The sequence below is a fragment of the Mycobacterium fragae genome, from assembly GCF_002102185.1.
Lineage (GTDB): Bacteria > Actinomycetota > Actinomycetes > Mycobacteriales > Mycobacteriaceae > Mycobacterium > Mycobacterium fragae.
Map to the genome: position 1 here is coordinate 224,531 of NZ_LQOW01000024.1, position 16,518 is coordinate 241,048.

Below are 16,518 nucleotides of genomic sequence, written 5' to 3' on the forward strand. Positions count from 1 at the left end.
GCCCCAACCCGCCCAAGCCGGATACTGTTGAACCGTGATGGCTCCCGGCGAACCGGGCACGGTAGAACCCGGCGGCACCGCCGAACCCGGCCGCAACGCTGGACCCGGCCACGTCGACTTGCAGACGCTGGCCGCCAACGCCAGCGCCGACCGGGCGCTCATCGATGTGCGCGGCGACGAAACGCCCGGCCCCGAACAGCCCCCGGTCGACCTCACAGCAGCCGCATTCTTCGACGTCGACAACACGTTGGTGCAGGGCTCGTCGGCCGTGCATTTCGGCCGCGGCCTGGCCGCCCGAAAATACTTCACGTACCGCGATGTCCTCGGATTCATCTACGCGCAGGCCAAGTTTCAGCTCACCGGCCGGGAGAACAGCGACGACGTCGCAGCGGGCCGGCGCAAGGCATTGGCGTTCATCGAAGGCCGACCCACCGAAGAACTGGTGAGGCTCGGCGAGGAGATCTACGACGAGATCATCGCCGACAAAATCTGGCCTGGCACCCGAGAGCTGGCCCAGATGCACCTCGACGCCGGCCAGCAGGTGTGGCTGGTCACCGCCACGCCCTACGAGCTGGCCGCGACCATCGCCCGTCGGCTCGGACTGACCGGCGCGCTGGGCACCGTCGCCGAATCGGTCGACGGGGTGTTCACCGGCAGGCTGGTCGGCGAGATCCTGCACGGCGCCGGCAAGGCCCACGCCGTACGCTCGCTGGCCATCCGGGAGGGGCTCAACCTCAAACGCTGCACCGCCTACTCCGACAGCTACAACGACGTCCCGCTGCTTTCGCTGGTCGGCACCGCGGTCGCCATCAACCCCGACGCCCGACTGCGCGCCCTGGCGCGCCAGCGGGGATGGGAGATCCGCGACTTCCGGACCGCCCGTAAAGCCGCCCGGATCGGGGTGCCGTCGGCTCTGGCGCTCGGCGCCGCGGGCGGCGCACTGGCCGCCGTCGCGTCTCGACGGCAATCACGCTGATAAGCTGCGCCGCTGAGCACCTTTATGAGTGGAGAGCAGTAGCCGCATGACAGTCCCCCAAGAGGCCGTAGGACTCCTCGGCACCCATTACCGGTACCCGGATTACTTCGAGGTCGGGCGCGAGAAGATCCGCGAGTTCGCGCGGGCGGTCAAAGACAACCACCCCGTGCACTTCGACGAGGCCAGCGCCACCGATGCGGGCTACTCGTCGCTGGTGGCGTCGCTGACGTTCCTTGCGGTGGCTGGACGGCGGGTCCAGCTGGAGGTGTTCACCAAGTTCGACATCCCGATCAACATCGCGCGGGTGTTCCATCGGGACCAGAAGTTCAAATATCACCGCCCGATCGTGGCCGGTGACCGGTTGTACTTCGACACGTATCTGGACTCGGTCATCGAGTCCCACGGCACCGTCGTCGCCGAGATCCGCAGTGAGGTCACCGACGCCGACGGCAAGCCGGTCGTCACCAGCATCGTCACCATGCTCGGCGAATCCGTCCACTCTGACGCCGAAACGACGGCCGCGACAATCGCCGCAATCGCATCCATCCGAGGCGGCGCAGCACCTGCCGCCATGAACGTCATCAATCAGGGGGCGACCAACCAATGAGCACCGATCTGACGCCGCACTTCGACGACGTCCAATCGCATTACGACCTGTCCGACGACTTCTACCGGCTCTTCCTCGACCCCACCCAGACCTACAGCTGCGCCTACTTCGAGCGCGAGGACATGACGCTCGAAGAGGCTCAGCTGGCCAAGATCGACCTTTCGCTGGGCAAGTTGGGTCTGCAGCCCGGAATGACGCTGCTCGACGTCGGCTGCGGCTGGGGCGCCACGTTGCGCCGCGCGATCGAGAAGTACGACGTGAACGTCATCGGGCTGACGTTGAGCAAGAACCAGGCCGCACACGTGCAGAAGAGCTTCGACGAGATGGACAGCCCGCGATCGAAGCGGGTACTGCTGCAGGGCTGGGAGCAGTTCCACGAGCCGGTGGACCGAATCGTCTCGATCGGCGCGTTCGAACACTTCGGCTTCGACCGCTACGACGACTTCTTCAAGATGGCCTATACGGCGCTGCCGGCCGACGGCACGATGTTGCTGCACACGATCGTGATCCCCAGTCAGGAAGAGGTCGAGCAGCGTCAGATCAAGACCACGATGACGCTGGTGCGCTTCATCAAATTCATCATGGACGAGATCTTCCCCGGCGGCCGGTTGCCGACTGTGGCGAAAGTCGAGGAGCACGCCACCAAGGCCGGCTTCGAGGTAGCCCGCGTTCACCCGCTGCGGCTGCATTACGCCCGGACGCTGGACACCTGGGCCGAGAATCTGCAGGCCCACAAGGACGAGGCCATCGCGATCCAGTCGCAAGAGGTCTACGACCGCTACATGAAGTACCTGACCGGCTGCGCCAACCTGTTCCGCAACGGCAACACCGACGTCTGCCAGTTCACCTTGGCCAAGCCGGCCGCCTGACCAAGCGCGCGAAGCTCAGCCGAAGAACATGTTGCGGCGGCCGGCCAGCAGCTGATACAGCGTCTGCTGGATCGTCTCGCGCACCTGGTCGGTCAGCTCGAAGGTGACCATCGGGTCCTCGGCGTCGGTGACGTCGTAGTGCGCGGTCGGAATCGGCTCGCCGAACGCGATGCGCCACTTCGACGGCAGCGGCACCAGCCCCACCGGACCGGCCAGCGGGAACAGCGGGGTGATCGGGAAGTAGGGCAGACCGAACAGCCGGGCCAGCAACTTGACGTCGGCCAGCATCGGGTAGATCTCCTCGGAGCCGATGATCGAGCACGGCACGATCGGGGCCTTAGTGCGCAGCGCCGCCGCCACGAAGCCGCCTCGGCCGAATCGCTGCAGCTTGTAGCGGTCCTTGAAGCGCTTGCCCAGACCCTTGTAGCCCTCGGGGAACACCGCGGTGAGCTCGCCGGCCGCCAACAGCCGATGCGCGTCGGCCGTGCAGGCCATGGTGTGACCGGCCTTGCGGGCGGCCTCCCCGATCACCGGCAGGTCGAACACCATGTCGGCGGCCAGCAGGCGCAGGTCACGATGAGCCCGATGCTCGTCGTGCACGGCCACCGAGGCCATCAGCCCGTCGAACGGCAGCACCCCGGCGTGGTTAGCCACCACCAGGGCGGCGCCCTTGTCGGGCAAATTCTCGACCCCGCTGACCTCGACCCGGAACCACGATTTGAAGAACCACCTGAGCACCGGCCGCACGATTGCGTCGTTGAAGTGCGGGTCGAATCCGAACTCGTCGACGCTGTAGTCGCCGGCCAGCCGGTGGCGCACGAAATCGGCGACGGCGCTCACCCGCTGCGCGAGCTCGTTGGTGGGTTCCTCGGCGGCCGGCTTGCCGCCGGCGACTCGGCGGTGCCGGTCGATTTCGCGGACGACGGCGGCGATCTGCTCGGCCGACGCCCGGGTACCGGGTTCGGAGAGCAGCGAGGGGTGCCGGCGAGACGCATCTGCGCGCTGACTGGCGCGCCGCTGCGCCGCTGCACGACCCGTATTCGCGTGCAGCGGAATGACTTTCGCCTTCGAATCGCCCGCCAACGTATTAACCTCCCCCCACCCTTTAGTTGATCCCCGAACGGCCACCAAAGCGCTGCGCTGCTGCTACGGCTCGACCTTCCAAGGAGCGTACCCACTCTGGATCGATAATGGGAGTCAAACCCCGACCACGCACGTAGTCATCGAACGCATCGGCCGTCGTCCATTTCGGTCGGTAGCCGAGTTCTTCACGCATCCGGGTGGTGTCCATCACCCGCCCGTAGCTCAGATAGTCGAGTTGGTCACGGTTGATTTCGGTATGGCGATTGGCGCGCCGTAGCGAATCGAGCGCCCACAGCCCGAAGCCGGGAACCGGCAGCGGGATTCGGCCCGCGCGGCGGATCGCTTGCGACAGCATGATGATGCCGCTGGCGCCGATGTTGAAAGTGCCCGCCTTGCCGGCAATCACGGCGCGCTCCAGCGCGCCCAGCGCATCCTGCTCGTGCAGCAACTGCAGCCGGGCGTCGCGACCCACCACCTTCGGCACCAAAGGCCCAGCCAGATACCGCGACAACGTGGTCTCCATCGCCGGACCGATCATGTTGGCTAACCGCAGAATGGTCACGACGACGTCGGGTCGGCGCCGGCCCAACCCGCGGGCATAGCCCTCGATGTCGAGGCTGTCTTTGGGGAAGCCGTCGCGAAAGGGACGACGGCTGGTGCTGTCCTCGGTGAACATCACCGGATCGTGCGGACTGGAGCCGTAGACCTCAGAGGTGGACTTGAGCACCACCCGGCGCACCGACGGCGCCTTCTGGCAGGCTGCGAACAGCTGCATCGCGCCCATCACGTTGATTTCCTTCAACGCGGCACCGCCACCGGAGCGCGGCGCGTACGACGCCGCCGCCGCATGCACGACGGTGTCGACGTCGCCGTTTCGAATCACCTTGGCGATAAACGGGTTGCGGATATCGGCGCGGACGAATTCGGCACGGCCCATCCGCCGCAGCATGTCCTTGCTCGGCGCGATCGCGTCCACCGCAATAACCCGGTTGATCATCGGGTTCTGCGCCAGCCGGGCCGTCAGGTAACCGCCCAGGAACCGACACGCGCCGGTGACCAGCACGACTTTGGGGTAATGCACGGCGTCACTGCCCGTGCCACCCGATTGACCGCCCGACGAATCCACCCCGATAGCCTAACGGCCTTAAGCTACTGCAGCATTTCCAGCTAACTACGTCCGGCGTCGGCGGAGTTTACTTTCCGAGCTTCCTGCGCTGCACCCGGGTACGGCGAAGTAGCTTGCGGTGCTTCTTCTTCGACATCCGTTTGCGCCGCTTCTTGATTACTGAACCCATAACTCCGCTATCTGTGTGGCGAACCGACTCCGCCGTGGCCGGTATGTGCAATAACCCGCACACTCTACCCAACGGCCGGTATGCGCCCGCGACGAGTCGGCGAACGTCACGTTGGGGTGACCGTCGCGCCCGGGCGTCACGTCGAGGTGCCGCTCGCTAACCCGCGTCGAAGTAAGAGCTCTCCAGCATGTCGTGCACGGCCTTGGCGTGCACCCGGAAGGATCGCCCGACTCGGACTGCGGGCAGCTCACCGTTGTGAACCAACCGGTAGACCGTCATCTTGCTGACCCGCATCAGCGCCGCCACTTCCGCCACGGTGAGGAATTGCGTCCTGGGCTGCTGGCCGTCAGCGGCGCCCGTGTCCCGTGCCGATTTACCGCCAGCTGAATCCCGTGCCGATGGCCCGTTCATAGACGTCATCGCAACCCAATCAGTCAGGCTCCTGCAGTCCCAGCGGCTTCCCCTCCGCTGGCACCCACAGGTGCATACCACTTGGAGAATAGCGGGACTAGTGGGGTTACTGCGACGGGTGGGGGCAAATAAGGGAAAATTTGTATATTACTCTGATGTAATTCTCAGCTGTTCAGACCGGGTTTTTGCCGCTCGGACCGCCTCGTCGACCGCCGCCCGAAAACCCCGTCGTTCCAGCTCACGCAGCGCGGCGGCGGTCGTCCCCCCGGGCGATGTGACCGTCGCGCGCAACCGCGCCGCGGTGGTGTCCACCGACAGGTCGGGGGCTGCCTCGCCGGCCGGTGCACGGTCCTGCTCCATCCGTTCCAGCAACATCGCCGCCGACCCGGCCATGGTCTGCGCAACCAGATCGGTGGCCACCGGGCGGCTCAACCCGACGCCCACGGCGGCGTCCACCAACGCCTCGACCATCAGGAAGAAATACGCCGGGCCGGAGCCGGACACCGCCGTCACCGCGTCCAGCTGCGCCTCGGGCACGCTCAGCACGCCACCGACGCTGTCGAACAGCGCGCCCACCTCCTTGAGCTGCTCGGGCGTGACGAAGCGGCCCTTGGCCAGCGCGCTGACTCCGGCGCCGACCAGGGCCGGCGCGTTCGGCATCACCCGCACGACCGGCGTTCCGGCCGGCAGCTTGGATTCCAGGTAGCCGGTGGTGACCCCGGCCGCGACGGTGATGAACACCTGCTCCGGGCTGTCGTCACCGGCCTCGGCGGCCGTTTGGGCGATCTCCCCGATGACCGACTCGACGTCGGAGGGCTTCACCGCGACGATGACGAACGTCGCATTCTCGACGGCGTCTCTCAGCGAGGTCACCAGCACCGAATACGTCTCGGCGAGGTAGCGGGCGCGGTCGGGCAGCCGTTCGGCCACCACCAGGTCCTTGACCCGGCGCCCGGACCGCAGCAGGCCCGACAACAGAGCTTCGCCGATGCTGCCGCCGCCGACGATCGCGATTCTGGCCATGCGTCAAAGCATGGCAGATGGACGGCCCACGGGCGATCGCAAGCGCGGGCGCAGCCGGGCGTAGCGGGTCGCCCGCAGACGGCCCGGTTAGGTAGCGGGCACCATCGCCAGCTGACGGCTCTGTACGACGATGCGGCCCTCGCAGTCGACCACGGTGTGGTCCTCGTCGAACCAGTCCTGCCCGATCTGCATGCAGGTGCAGACCACCCTCAGCCAACCGTCGGCCGGAAGCCCGCGCAGGTAGGCAGTGAGCTGCACGGTCGGCGCCCAGCCGGTGCGGTCGACGGCGAAGCTCACCGGCGCCGACACATCGCCGCACATCAGCGCGAACAGCACGTCGGGCGCGGTGCCGCGGGGCCGGACCCACATCTGGATCACCGGCGGCCGGCCGTCGGTGGGCTCCAGCGTCGAGACCAGTGGCCGCACATCGCAGCCGTCGGCCAGGTGCACCAGCCCCGCCAGCCGATGGCCGGGGCCGATCGGCGCGACGTCGGCGGGCGGCTCGGGCGCCATCAGGTCCACCACCGGATTGGCCGACAGCAGTGGCGCCACTTTGTGCTCGGGCTCGCCGAGGGTGATCACGGCGTGCACGGCGGTGCGCTCGCCCTGGTTGAGCTCGACGTCGACGACGCCGATCCGCCGCCCGCGCTTGCGGATCGACGTCACCAGCCGCATCGGCCCGGGATCGGGCGCCCACAGGTAGTTGCCCGACACCGCCACCGGCTGCACGCCCGGTTGCCCGAGGGCCGTGCGGGCGGCGTTGGCGCACAACGCCAGCATCGCCCCACCGTGCACCTTGGGCCCGATGGTCCAGTGCTTGTCCAGCTCGCCGTCAAAGACGCCGGGGCCGACCTCGCGCAGCCGCATCGCATCGGTGAATAACGCGTTCATGGATTTCCTTGGCGCTCAGCGCAATAGATGCGCGCGGGCGAACTGCAACGACTCGACCAGCATGGACTCGCGCTCGTACGCCGAACGCGCTCCCGACGTCGACACCTCCAGCACGACGTGGCCGGCAAAGTCGCTGCCGGCCAGCATCTCGCACACCTCCACTACCGGCTGGGTACCGCGCCCCGGCGCCAGATGCTCGTCGGCGGGCAGCCCGCTGCCGTCGCACAAGTGCAGGTGCACCAGGCCCGAGCCCATCCGCCGCGCCATCTCCAGCGCGTCGGTGCCCGCGGTCGCGGTGTGCGACAAGTCCAGCGTGTAGTGCGCGTGCTTGCCGTCCAGCGGGTCATAGGACGGCGCGAACGCCGAGATCGCCGGGCCTGGGCCGCCGCCGCGCCTGCGCATCCGCTCGCTGGCCTGTCGGAAGAAGCGGTCGGCCCGAAACGGGAACATGTTCTCCACGGCCACCAGCACCTCGCTGGCTGCTTCCAGCTCGGCGACCTGCTCGGTGAACCCCTCGGCGTAGCGGCGCTGCCAGCGAAACGGCGGATGCACGACGACGGTCTGCGCGCCCAACTGTTCGGCGGCGCGCACGCTGCGCTCCAGCTTGGGAATCGGGTTCGCGCCCCACACCCGCTGCGAGATCAGCAGGCACGGCGCATGCACCGACAGCACCGGCACCCGGTAACGCTGCGAGAGCTTCTTGACGGCGTTGATGTCCTGGCTGACCGACTCGCCCCACACCATCAGCTCGACGCCGTCGTAGCCCAGCCGGGCCGCGAACTCGAAAGCGGCCTCGGTCCTCATCGGGTAGACCGAGGCCGTCGACAGACCGACCTTGATTGCTGGGCGCACGCGGATTTCTGGCCGGCGGCTAGCCCGATTGCGACAACGCCAACGGCCCCAGCGTGACCAGTGCCCCCACCGCGACCGCGGTCAGCGTGCTGCCGATGTCCTCGGTCCTGCGGACCACCCGCACCCCGACCACCAGTCCGAGGATGACGAGCACCGAGAGCACCAACGCCACGATGTTGTTCCATCGCCACAGCTGGTCGAACGCGATGAACAGCAAGGCGCCGAACGCGACCGCCAGAAACGACTGCAGGACAACGGCACCGCCGCGCAGCATGATTTCGGTGCGACTCGGCCACTCCTCGAAGTGCTCGACGTCATCGACGTCATCGTGGAAATCCTCGGCGTCATCGTCGGCCGCGTAGTCCTCGTCGTCCCGGTAGTCCTCGTCCTCGATATCGGCCAGGTCCGCGACGTCATCGGGCTCGGCCCGCGGCGCCCGACCCTCCGGCGCACCCAGGTAGGAGCGCACGTAGGCGGAATCCTCAGCGACCGGCTCGGCGTCCCGCACGTCGGTGTCCATCACGTCGACCGGCATGCCGGCGTAGTCCTCCAGCGGGTCCGGGTTCATGCCCTCGGCACCGGATCGCGGCGCCGGCCGGTCGGCCGGGTCACGGGCGTCGGGCCGCACGGAGTTGCGCGTCGGTAGTGGGAAAGGACTGCGCTCGGGGCGGGTATCGCGCACGCGAGGCGGCGGGGACTGCGGCCACCGCGGACCCGGCTCGGCCCAGTACGGCGTCTTGCCCTGCGGCTCATCGACTTCGGCTTCGTCGATCCGGGCCGCCCCGTTGGCGAGACGGGGCCGTGTGCCCGGGCCGCGCTGCTCGGTCTCGTCGTGTTCGGCGTCGTCCTCGATGACGGGGATCTCACCGGTCAGCTCGGCGACAGTCACGGCGTCGTCGTTGCCGCGGCGACGGCGACGGCGCCCGGTGACCGGCGGGGGCGCACCGATGGTGCCGTTCTTGGCCAACAACTCGGCCACCGAAATGGGCCGGGTATTCGTGCTGTCCTGTGGTCCAGTCATGGTGTGCCGCCTCTCGATCGGTCAACCGCAATCCGATCAACTCGCTGGCTGCTACCAGCATCCCGTACGGACGTCTCCACAAGGGCCGTTCCGTCGGCTTCGCTGTCGAGTTTGCGCAGAATCAGACCCTCGCGCAGCGCCCACGGGCAAATGTCCACCGTTTCAATCGAGAGCGCTCGCATAGTTGCCTCCGCCACCAGAGCTCCCGCCACGATCTGCGGCGCCCGCTCGGCGCTCACTCCTTCCAGTTCTGCGCGATCAGCAGTCGTCATCCTAGAGATAAAAGATATGAGTTGTCTGAGGCCACTGGCGGTCAGTGTCCTCTTCACCCGCGGTCCCGCAGCCGAGGGCGCCGCACCGGTGAGGCGCGCCAGCGAACGGAACGTCTTCGACGTCGCCACCGCAAGGTCGGGGCTGCCGGCTTCCAGCAGCGCGACGCTGGCGTCGGCGAGTTCGGCGTCCAACCAATCACGCAGCATAGCCACCCGGCGCCGGCCGGGCGGATCGTCTTGCAGCCATTCGCGGGTGAGCCGCCCGGCGCCCAGGGGCAGCGACAACGCGACTTCGGGTTCCTCGTCCACCCCGTTGGACAGCTCCAGCGAGCCGCCGCCGATGTCGAGGTTGATGATCCGGCCTGCGCTCCACCCGTACCAGCGCCGTACCGCCAGGAATGTCAGCCGCGACTCGTCGACCCCGCGCAGCACCTGCAGCTCGACGCCGGTTTCCTTGCGCACCCGGGCCAACACGTCCTCGGAGTTCTCCGCGTCGCGCACCGCGGAGGTCGCGAACGCCATCAGTTCGGCGCAGCCCGAGCTGACCGCGATCTTGCGGAACTCTTCGATGGTCGAAATCAGCTTGTCGGCGCCGCGGCGGGTGATCTTGCCCGAGCTGTCGGTGGCCTCCGACAGCCGCAGCGTCGACTTCGTCGAACTCATCGGCGTCGGGTGCCCGCCGCGATGCGCGTCCACCACCAACAGATGGACCGTGTTACTGCCCACGTCGAGCACGCCTAGCCGCACGAAACACAACCTAACGGGTGAGCCGCGTGAACCAATGATTGGACTACCGTGACAACTGTGGCAAGTTCTCAGCCCGACCACCCCGGCGAAGTTGAATTGGATTTTGCTCGTGAGTGGGTCGAGTTCTATGACCCGGACAATCCCGAACATCTGATCGCGGCCGACCTGACGTGGCTGCTGTCACGCTGGACGTGCGTGTTCGGCACACCGGCCTGCCAGGGCACCGTGGCCGGACGTCCGCACGACGGGTGTTGTTCGCACGGAGCGTTTCTGTGCGACGACGAGGACCGCGCCCGGTTGGACGACGCGGTGTCCAAGCTGACCGACGACGACTGGCAGTTTCGCGAGAAGGGCTTGGGCGCCAAGGGCTATCTGGAACGCGACGAGCACGACGGCGAGAAGGCCTGGCGCACCCGCAAACACAAGAGCGCCTGCATTTTCTTGAACAGGCCCGGGTTCAAGGCCGGGCCGGGCTGCGCGCTGCACACCGCCGCGCTTCGGCTGGGTGTGCACCCGTTGACGATGAAGCCCGACGTCTGCTGGCAGTTGCCGATCCGGCGCAGCCAGGAATGGGTGACCCGCCCGGACGGCACGGAAATCCTCAAGACCACGCTGACCGAATACGATCGTCGCGGCTGGGGGCCCGGCGGTGCCGACCTGCACTGGTATTGCAGCGGTGATCCGGCCGCGCACGTCGGCGCCGAGCCGGTGTGGGTGAGCCTTTCCGCCGAACTGACCGAGCTGCTCGGCGAGAAGGCCTACGCCGAGCTGGCGGCAATGTGCAAGCGGCGCAGCGCCTTAGGGCTCATCGCGGTCCACCCGGCCACGCGAGCGGCCGAGTAGGCGGTCAGTCCTGCGGGTGGGCTTCCTTGTAGGAGTCGACCATGCGCATCGCGCTGGCCCGCAGGTATGCCTCGACCGTTGCGGCGGCCGTCGGTGCGTCGTGCGCTGAGACGGCCGCTGCGATCGCCGCCAGCTCGCTTACCACCGCGTCGGCGTCCTGATAGGCGGCGGTCAGTTCGTGCTCGCGACCGCCGAACGCGTGCTCGACCCAGCGGTACAGCAAGCCCAGCGCGCGGTTGCGGGTGGCATGGACCAGCACCCGGAAGAAGGCAAGGTCGGCCTCCTGGCGTGCCTCGGGCGTTTCCGCCGCGCGCACTGCGTCCAGGGCCGCCTGTAGCGCCCCGGCGTCGTCGGGCGCGGCACGCTCAGCGGCCAGCCGGCCGATGAACGAGCCGAACGCCGCCCGCAGCTCGAGCAGCTCGACGAGGAAGTCGGGACCCAGCCGGTGGACCAGGGCCTCGACCACGGCGGGATGGGTGAGGCCTTCCGGGTCGCGGACCACGTTGCCGCTGCCGTGCCGGGCCTCGATCAGGCCCATGTGCTGCAAGCGGGCCAAACCCTGCCGCAGCGACGTGCGGTTGACGCCTAGCTGCTCGGCGAGTTCCCGCTCGGGCGGCAGCGTCGACCCGGGCGCGAACGCGCCGTCGAGGATCGCGTCGGCGATCGACGCGGCGATCTGCTCGTCCAGCCGTTGGCGGTCTGGCGGCGAAAGCGGACTTGACTGGTTCATTGGCTCAACCAATATAGTGGACGGCCATGGACGAGGAACTGCGGACGGCCGCCGCGCCGCGCTGGCGCGGTCAGGCCGGGCGCCTCGAGGTGTGGTACGCGACCCTGTCCGACCCGGTGACGCGGGCCGGGCTGTGGGTGCATTACGAAACGGTGGCGGCGACGTCCGGGGCCGCCTACGGGCACGGCTGGGTGACCTGGTTTCCGGCCGACGGACCGCCGCGCACCGAACGCTTCGGCCCAGAGCCAGTCGAGCGCGCCGACGGGCCGGTTTGGTTTCGTACCGCCGACACGCGCATCGCGCTGGAAGAGCTTGCCGGTCAGGCCGGGTCGCTGTCCTGGGATTTGCGTTGGAAGGACACCGGTACACCGCTGTGGACCTTCCCGCGGGCGGCGTGGGAGCGCGAGCTGCTGCCCGGCGCGCAGGTGGTGCTGGCTCCCACGGCCGATTTCAGCGGTTCGGTATCGGTCGGCGAGAGCGTCCACCGTCTGGACGGGTGGCGGGGCGGGGTGGCCCACATCTACGGGCGCGGCAATGCCAAACGGTGGGGCTGGATTCACGCCGACCTCGGCAGCGGCGACGTGCTTGAGGTGGTCACCGCGGTATCGCACTCGCCCGGACTGCGCAGGCTTGCGCCGATGGCGTTCGTCCGGTTCCGCCTCGACGGAAAGGATTGGCCCGCAGGCGGTTTGCCATCGCTGCGGATGCGGACCACGCTGGGCTTGCGACACTGGCAGCTTGAGGGGCATATCGGTCGTCGGGATGTGTTGATCCGCGTCGACCAGCCCGAAAAACGGTGTGTGAGCCTGGGATACACCGATCCCGACGGCGCCACCGCGGTGTGCACAAACACTGAGCAGGCCGACATTCATGTCGAGGTCGGCGACAGGCGGTGGTCGGTGCTGGGCTGCGGTCACGCCGAGGTCGGTTTACGCGGTGCCGCGGCACCGCCTGTTACAGAAGGGATTCCGTCATGAGTTTTCTGCTCGATCCGCCGATGCTGGTTGCCTCCGGCGTCCTCATCGAGACCGCCCTGCCCGACGAGCAGCGTGATGTCGCCGAGGCCGCCACCCTCGGAGTGTTCTTCGGCGGATCGTTCGGGCTCTACAACAACGTGCCGGGCCTGGGTCTGCTGTGGCGCCCGTTTCGCGCCCACAATGGGCGCGACTTCATGTGGAACAGCGGCGTTTTCGGCGTGAAGACCGATGAGTTGCGCTGGCCGATGCACGCCGCGGCGGGCGCCATTTTCGCGACGTATCCGTTCTTCATCAAGCTCGGCCGGCGGCTCGGGCGCCTGCTATGAGCGTTGCCCAGCGGGCCGCCGCCTCGTTCGGCGCCGCGCTGCTCCCCGAGGAGCGCGGCGGCCCGTCGGCGGCTCAGCTGGTCGAGCGGGTCGACCGCTATGTCGCCCGGTTGCCGGCGATGTCGCGGCTGGCGCTGCGCGCCGGGCTGTTATCGCTCGCGGCCGCAAGCTATCTCACCACCGGCCGGTCGATGTCGAGGCTGGAGCCCGATGCGCGAGCGGCGGTGCTGCGCCGGGTCGGTGGACTCGGCCCGGAGGTCGGTGCGGCGGTCGAGGGGTTGAAGGCCATTGTGCTGCTGGCCAATGGCGCCGACAGCTACGCGGCGGAGCTTTTTGCGCGTGCTCGGGAGCACGACGTGGCCCGCCCCGACGCGGCGCTGACCGTGATCTCGGCTATGGACAGCCCATCGGTCGTACAGGCCGATGCGGTGGTCGTCGGCTCCGGGGCCGGCGGCGCGATGACGGCCCGGACGCTGGCGCGCGCCGGCCTGGACACCGTCGTGCTGGAGGAGGGACGGCGCTGGACGGTCGACGAGTTCCGCAGCACGCATCCGATTGACCGGTACGCCGGGCTGTACCGCGGCGCCGGCGCGACCGTCGCGCTGGGGCGCCCGGCGGTGGTGCTACCGATCGGCCGAGCCGTCGGGGGCACCACGGTCGTCAACTCCGGCACCTGCTACCGGCCGCCGCAGGCCGTGCAGCGGCGCTGGCGCGACGAATTCGGTTTGGAATTGGCCGATCCGGACCGCTTGGGCGGACACCTCGACGACGTCGAGCGCACGCTGCAGGTGGCGCCGGTGCCGCTGGACATCATGGGCCGTAACGGGCGGCTGCTGCTCGAGGGCGCCGCGGCGCTGGGCTGGCAGTCGGCGCCGATCCCGCGCAACGCACCGGGATGCGACGGCTGTTGCCAATGCGCGATCGGCTGCCCGCGCAACGCCAAGTTCGGCGTGCACCTCAACGCGCTGCCGCAGGCCTGCGCGGCCGGCGCGCGGATCATCTCGAACGCTCGCGTCGAGCGGGTGCTGCACGCCGGCGGTCGTGCCCGAGGGGTGCGCGCCCGCCGGCCAGACCGCACAGCGGTGGACGTGCTGGCCGATACGGTGGTGGTCGCGGCCGGTGCCACCGAGACCCCGGGATTGTTGCGGCGCAGCGGTCTTGGCGACCATCCGCGGCTCGGCCGCAACCTCGCGTTGCATCCGGCGGCCATCCTGGCCGGACGCTTCGAGGAGGACATCACGGCCTGGCATGGCGTGCTGCAGAGCGCGGCCGTCGACGAGTTGCACGCGTCGCACGGCGTGCTGATCGAGGCGACGTCGACGCCACCGGGCATGGGGTCGATGGTGTTTCCCGGCTACGGCGACGAGCTGCTCGGCTGGCTGGACCGGGCCCCGCAGGTGGCGACGTTCGGTGCAATGGTGGCCGACCAGGGCGTCGGCCAGGTGCATTCGGTGCGCGGCGAGACGCTGCTGCGTTACGACATCACCCCGGCGGACACCGCCAAGATCATGACGGCTCTGGAAGCGATGGGCCGGTTGCTGTTCGCCGCCGGCGCGGTCGAGGTGCTCACCGGGTTGCCGGCCGGGACGACGGTGACGTCGCAGCCCGCACTGCAGGAGGTGCTACGTCGCACCGACCCGAAAGCCTTGCACCTGGCCGCTTTTCACCCGACGGGCACGGCGGCGGCCGGCGCTGACGAGCAGCGCTGTCCAGTCGACGGTAGCGGCCGGCTGCGCGGCGTTGACGGCGTTTGGGTTGCCGACGCGTCGATCCTGCCCAGCTGTCCGGAGGTCAACCCACAAGTGTCGATCATGGGGCTGGCGCAGGCAGTGGCTGACGAGATCGTCGCTGCCGCATGACATTACGAGACGAGCTCTTGGCGATGATCGGCGAGGACGATTCGGTTAGCGCTCGCCTCGCCGCCGATGGTTCGTTGTTCGACGGCTATCACCCGGAGATGGAGGAGGTCCACAACCGCAACGCCGATCGGCTGGCGCAACTGCTCGAAGGTGGTTGGCCCGCCGTTGCCCAGGTTGGCGCCGACGGCGCCGACGCGGCGTTTCGCATCGCGCAACATGCCATCAGCCGGCCCGATTTCCAGCGGCGCTGCCGCGAATTGCTGCAAGCTGCGGTCGCCGCCGGCGAAGCCGACCCTAAGCAGCTCGCGATGCTCACCGATCGGATCAGGTGTCTAGAAGGTCGGGTACAGCTCTACGGAACTCAATTCGAGTGGGACGACGATGGACATCTGTCGCCGAGTCCCATCAGCGATCCTGAGGACGTTGACCTTCGGCGCGCGAGCGTCGGGCTCGGCCCGTTGGCCGAAGCGATTGCGCACCAGCGTCAGCGAGCCGTCACTAACGGCGAACGGCCGCCGGGAGATCCCGCCGAGCATCGCGCGGAATACGAAAAGTGGCGTCGCCGCGTGGGCTGGTAGACCTTCGTCGCACGGGTTGAGCAGGCTCGCCGTCCGCCAGCCGCTCGATGGCGCCGCGACTCAGCTTGGATTCCGCGGCAATCTTGTCTGGATCGAAGCGAATTGGCTGCAGGGGTACCCCGGTGACCCGTGCCTGCGCCTGGCGGAATTCGGGTAACGGTCCGGGCAACAGGTGTGCGCTGTTGAGCATCACCTTCAACGCCTGCCGGGTGGACCACAGGGTCAGCGGGTCGGGCCGGGTATGCATGTACAGGTTGCGCGCCCATCGCGGTTGCATGTCGCGGATGATCCAGTTGAGCAGTGCGTGGGGCGGCCACTGCCAGACCGGTATGGCGTGACGGTTGTTCGGCCAGAGCGCTCGCGAGACCGCCGGCAACATCGCGAGCTTCGGCACCCAAGCGTCGAGGACCTCGAGCACCTCAGCCTTGCTGGCCGGTAGGTCGGTCCCACCCAGGGCGTAGCCCACCCTGGTGAACTCGCGATAGTAGCGGTCCAGTTCGGCGCCACGAAGCGGCGCGAAATGGTAACGCTCGTGCGCGGTGGCCAACCCCCAGACGACGTTGGCGTAGTTCCACCGCAGCAGCTCGGGATCGCGCGCGTCGTAACGCATTCCGGTCAACGCGCTCACCCCGTGCACCGTTCCGTGCATGGCCCGCACGATGCGCACGCACTTCTCCGCGGTGTCGGTGGGACCGTAGGCCACACCGAGAAAGAACGCCAGCGAGTGGCCGAACCGAACGGCAGCTCCTTCGGGGTCGATGGCGAAGGTCGGATTGCCCTCGCCGTCGCGTTTCACCGCGCGCGAGTGGTGATAGCCGCCGGAAATCGTCGAGGGGTCAAGCTGTTCCATCGTCGCCGAGGAGAACAGACCCAGCGCCACCAGCGGCATGTGCGAGTGCACGTACCAAACCGCGCTATCCGGGCCGAACCATCCTTGATCGCCCTTGGGCTCCGCAAAATCGAGACCTTGGAAAAATCGGCTCCGCACCGCCTGCGCGAAGATCCTGTCGAAAATCACTGCCGCGGGATTTTGCAGAATCGCCATGATTCCGGCCTTTCGTATACGAGGATGATTTCATCACGACGCAAGTAAATACTCGCATTCAATTCGCGTTCTGATGGCACGCTCTACCAGCGGCCCCGTTGCTCCTGGGCGCG

At 68.1% G+C, this 16,518-nt stretch carries 19 protein-coding genes; 8 read left to right on the forward strand and 11 right to left on the reverse strand.

Features of this window, described 5'->3' with window-relative positions; genetic code table 11:
- Window positions 1-37: 37 nt before the first annotated feature.
- The 3 genes from AWC06_RS12080 to AWC06_RS12090 are packed head-to-tail and all read left to right on the forward strand — an operon-like array spanning window position 38 to window position 2,452.
- Window positions 38-976: an HAD family hydrolase gene (locus tag AWC06_RS12080; RefSeq protein ID WP_085197613.1), complete on the forward strand. Its 939-nt coding sequence runs from the start codon at window positions 38-40 to the stop codon at window positions 974-976.
- A gap of 46 nt (window positions 977-1,022) precedes the next feature.
- Window positions 1,023-1,583: an FAS1-like dehydratase domain-containing protein gene (locus tag AWC06_RS12085; RefSeq protein ID WP_085197615.1), complete on the forward strand. Its 561-nt coding sequence runs from the start codon at window positions 1,023-1,025 to the stop codon at window positions 1,581-1,583.
- The gene (locus AWC06_RS12090) at window positions 1,580-2,452 is read left to right on the forward strand and encodes a cyclopropane mycolic acid synthase family methyltransferase (protein ID WP_085197617.1); all 873 of its coding nucleotides are present in this window, start codon (window positions 1,580-1,582) and stop codon (window positions 2,450-2,452) included. The genes AWC06_RS12085 and AWC06_RS12090 overlap by 4 nt, the downstream gene beginning before the upstream one ends.
- A 15-nt stretch (window positions 2,453-2,467) precedes the next feature.
- Here the strand turns inward: AWC06_RS12090 and AWC06_RS12095 are convergent, their stop codons facing one another.
- From AWC06_RS12095 to AWC06_RS12135, 9 genes are all read right to left on the reverse strand, one after another.
- Complete coding sequence (locus tag AWC06_RS12095; RefSeq protein WP_085197619.1) at window positions 2,468-3,535, reverse strand: lysophospholipid acyltransferase family protein; 1,068 nt, start codon at window positions 3,533-3,535, stop codon at window positions 2,468-2,470.
- 22 nt (window positions 3,536-3,557) lie between these two features.
- The gene (locus AWC06_RS12100) at window positions 3,558-4,661 is read right to left on the reverse strand and encodes an SDR family oxidoreductase (RefSeq protein ID WP_085197621.1); all 1,104 of its coding nucleotides are present in this window, start codon (window positions 4,659-4,661) and stop codon (window positions 3,558-3,560) included.
- A gap of 67 nt (window positions 4,662-4,728) precedes the next feature.
- Window positions 4,729-4,830, reverse strand: coding sequence for a 30S ribosomal protein bS22 (locus AWC06_RS12105; protein ID WP_003402602.1), 102 nt, complete (start codon window positions 4,828-4,830; stop codon window positions 4,729-4,731).
- A gap of 156 nt (window positions 4,831-4,986) precedes the next feature.
- A complete protein-coding gene (locus tag AWC06_RS12110) occupies window positions 4,987-5,250 on the reverse strand; it encodes a helix-turn-helix domain-containing protein (RefSeq protein WP_085197623.1) in 264 nt (87 codons plus the stop codon).
- Between the two features lie 138 nt (window positions 5,251-5,388).
- Complete coding sequence (gene proC, locus AWC06_RS12115) at window positions 5,389-6,264, reverse strand: pyrroline-5-carboxylate reductase (protein ID WP_085197625.1); 876 nt, start codon at window positions 6,262-6,264, stop codon at window positions 5,389-5,391.
- A gap of 87 nt (window positions 6,265-6,351) precedes the next feature.
- Window positions 6,352-7,155 (reverse strand): thioesterase family protein, encoded by an 804-nt coding sequence (locus AWC06_RS12120; RefSeq protein WP_085197627.1) that lies wholly within the window; start codon window positions 7,153-7,155, stop codon window positions 6,352-6,354.
- 15 nt (window positions 7,156-7,170) lie between these two features.
- On the reverse strand, window positions 7,171-8,007 hold the full coding sequence (locus tag AWC06_RS12125) for a sugar phosphate isomerase/epimerase family protein (protein WP_085197629.1): 837 nt from the start codon (window positions 8,005-8,007) through the stop codon (window positions 7,171-7,173).
- A gap of 19 nt (window positions 8,008-8,026) precedes the next feature.
- Window positions 8,027-9,028, reverse strand: coding sequence for a hypothetical protein (locus AWC06_RS12130; RefSeq protein ID WP_085197631.1), 1,002 nt, complete (start codon window positions 9,026-9,028; stop codon window positions 8,027-8,029).
- The gene (locus AWC06_RS12135) at window positions 9,025-10,047 is read right to left on the reverse strand and encodes a Ppx/GppA family phosphatase (protein WP_085197633.1); all 1,023 of its coding nucleotides are present in this window, start codon (window positions 10,045-10,047) and stop codon (window positions 9,025-9,027) included. Before AWC06_RS12135 ends, AWC06_RS12130 begins: the two co-directional genes overlap by 4 nt.
- Window positions 10,048-10,095: 48 nt before the next feature.
- Here AWC06_RS12135 and AWC06_RS12140 point away from each other — a divergent pair, with 48 nt between their 5' ends.
- Window positions 10,096-10,890, forward strand: coding sequence for a DUF3109 family protein (locus tag AWC06_RS12140; protein ID WP_085197635.1), 795 nt, complete (start codon window positions 10,096-10,098; stop codon window positions 10,888-10,890).
- Window positions 10,891-10,894: 4 nt separating this feature from the next.
- On the opposite strand, the gene AWC06_RS12145 is transcribed toward AWC06_RS12140, so the two are convergent.
- Complete coding sequence (locus tag AWC06_RS12145; RefSeq protein WP_085197637.1) at window positions 10,895-11,620, reverse strand: FadR/GntR family transcriptional regulator; 726 nt, start codon at window positions 11,618-11,620, stop codon at window positions 10,895-10,897.
- Between the two features lie 26 nt (window positions 11,621-11,646).
- On the opposite strand from AWC06_RS12145, the gene AWC06_RS12150 reads away from it, so the two are divergent.
- The 4 genes from AWC06_RS12150 to AWC06_RS12165 are packed head-to-tail and all read left to right on the forward strand — an operon-like array spanning window position 11,647 to window position 15,360.
- Window positions 11,647-12,597 carry a hypothetical protein gene (locus AWC06_RS12150; RefSeq protein ID WP_085197639.1) on the forward strand — a complete coding sequence of 317 codons (951 nt, stop codon included), beginning with the start codon at window positions 11,647-11,649 and terminating at the stop codon, window positions 12,595-12,597.
- The gene (locus AWC06_RS12155; protein ID WP_085197641.1) at window positions 12,594-12,923 is read left to right on the forward strand and encodes a hypothetical protein; all 330 of its coding nucleotides are present in this window, start codon (window positions 12,594-12,596) and stop codon (window positions 12,921-12,923) included. The genes AWC06_RS12150 and AWC06_RS12155 overlap by 4 nt, the downstream gene beginning before the upstream one ends.
- Window positions 12,920-14,782 carry a GMC family oxidoreductase gene (locus tag AWC06_RS12160; RefSeq protein WP_085197643.1) on the forward strand — a complete coding sequence of 621 codons (1,863 nt, stop codon included), beginning with the start codon at window positions 12,920-12,922 and terminating at the stop codon, window positions 14,780-14,782. The genes AWC06_RS12155 and AWC06_RS12160 overlap by 4 nt, the downstream gene beginning before the upstream one ends.
- Window positions 14,779-15,360: a DUF6624 domain-containing protein gene (locus AWC06_RS12165; RefSeq protein WP_085197645.1), complete on the forward strand. Its 582-nt coding sequence runs from the start codon at window positions 14,779-14,781 to the stop codon at window positions 15,358-15,360. The genes AWC06_RS12160 and AWC06_RS12165 overlap by 4 nt, the downstream gene beginning before the upstream one ends.
- On the opposite strand, the gene AWC06_RS12170 is transcribed toward AWC06_RS12165, so the two are convergent.
- Entirely contained in the window at window positions 15,281-16,405 is a 1,125-nt protein-coding gene (locus tag AWC06_RS12170) for an oxygenase MpaB family protein (protein WP_085197647.1), read from the reverse strand. The genes AWC06_RS12165 and AWC06_RS12170 overlap by 80 nt on opposite strands.
- Window positions 16,406-16,518: the final 113 nt, after the last annotated feature.

Coding starts and splice junctions, on each gene's coding strand:
- AWC06_RS12080 (WP_085197613.1), top strand. CDS start 38: ATGGCTCCCGGCGAACCGGGCACGGTAGAACCCGGCGGCACCGCCGAA.
- AWC06_RS12085 (WP_085197615.1), top strand. CDS start 1,023: ATGACAGTCCCCCAAGAGGCCGTAGGACTCCTCGGCACCCATTACCGG.
- AWC06_RS12090 (WP_085197617.1), top strand. CDS start 1,580: ATGAGCACCGATCTGACGCCGCACTTCGACGACGTCCAATCGCATTAC.
- AWC06_RS12105 (WP_003402602.1), bottom strand. CDS start 4,830: ATGGGTTCAGTAATCAAGAAGCGGCGCAAACGGATGTCGAAGAAGAAG.
- AWC06_RS12110 (WP_085197623.1), bottom strand. CDS start 5,250: ATGACGTCTATGAACGGGCCATCGGCACGGGATTCAGCTGGCGGTAAA.
- proC (WP_085197625.1), bottom strand. CDS start 6,264: ATGGCCAGAATCGCGATCGTCGGCGGCGGCAGCATCGGCGAAGCTCTG.
- AWC06_RS12120 (WP_085197627.1), bottom strand. CDS start 7,155: ATGAACGCGTTATTCACCGATGCGATGCGGCTGCGCGAGGTCGGCCCC.
- AWC06_RS12130 (WP_085197631.1), bottom strand. CDS start 9,028: ATGACTGGACCACAGGACAGCACGAATACCCGGCCCATTTCGGTGGCC.
- AWC06_RS12145 (WP_085197637.1), bottom strand. CDS start 11,620: ATGAACCAGTCAAGTCCGCTTTCGCCGCCAGACCGCCAACGGCTGGAC.
- AWC06_RS12150 (WP_085197639.1), top strand. CDS start 11,647: ATGGACGAGGAACTGCGGACGGCCGCCGCGCCGCGCTGGCGCGGTCAG.
- AWC06_RS12155 (WP_085197641.1), top strand. CDS start 12,594: ATGAGTTTTCTGCTCGATCCGCCGATGCTGGTTGCCTCCGGCGTCCTC.
- AWC06_RS12160 (WP_085197643.1), top strand. CDS start 12,920: ATGAGCGTTGCCCAGCGGGCCGCCGCCTCGTTCGGCGCCGCGCTGCTC.
- AWC06_RS12165 (WP_085197645.1), top strand. CDS start 14,779: ATGACATTACGAGACGAGCTCTTGGCGATGATCGGCGAGGACGATTCG.
- AWC06_RS12170 (WP_085197647.1), bottom strand. CDS start 16,405: ATGGCGATTCTGCAAAATCCCGCGGCAGTGATTTTCGACAGGATCTTC.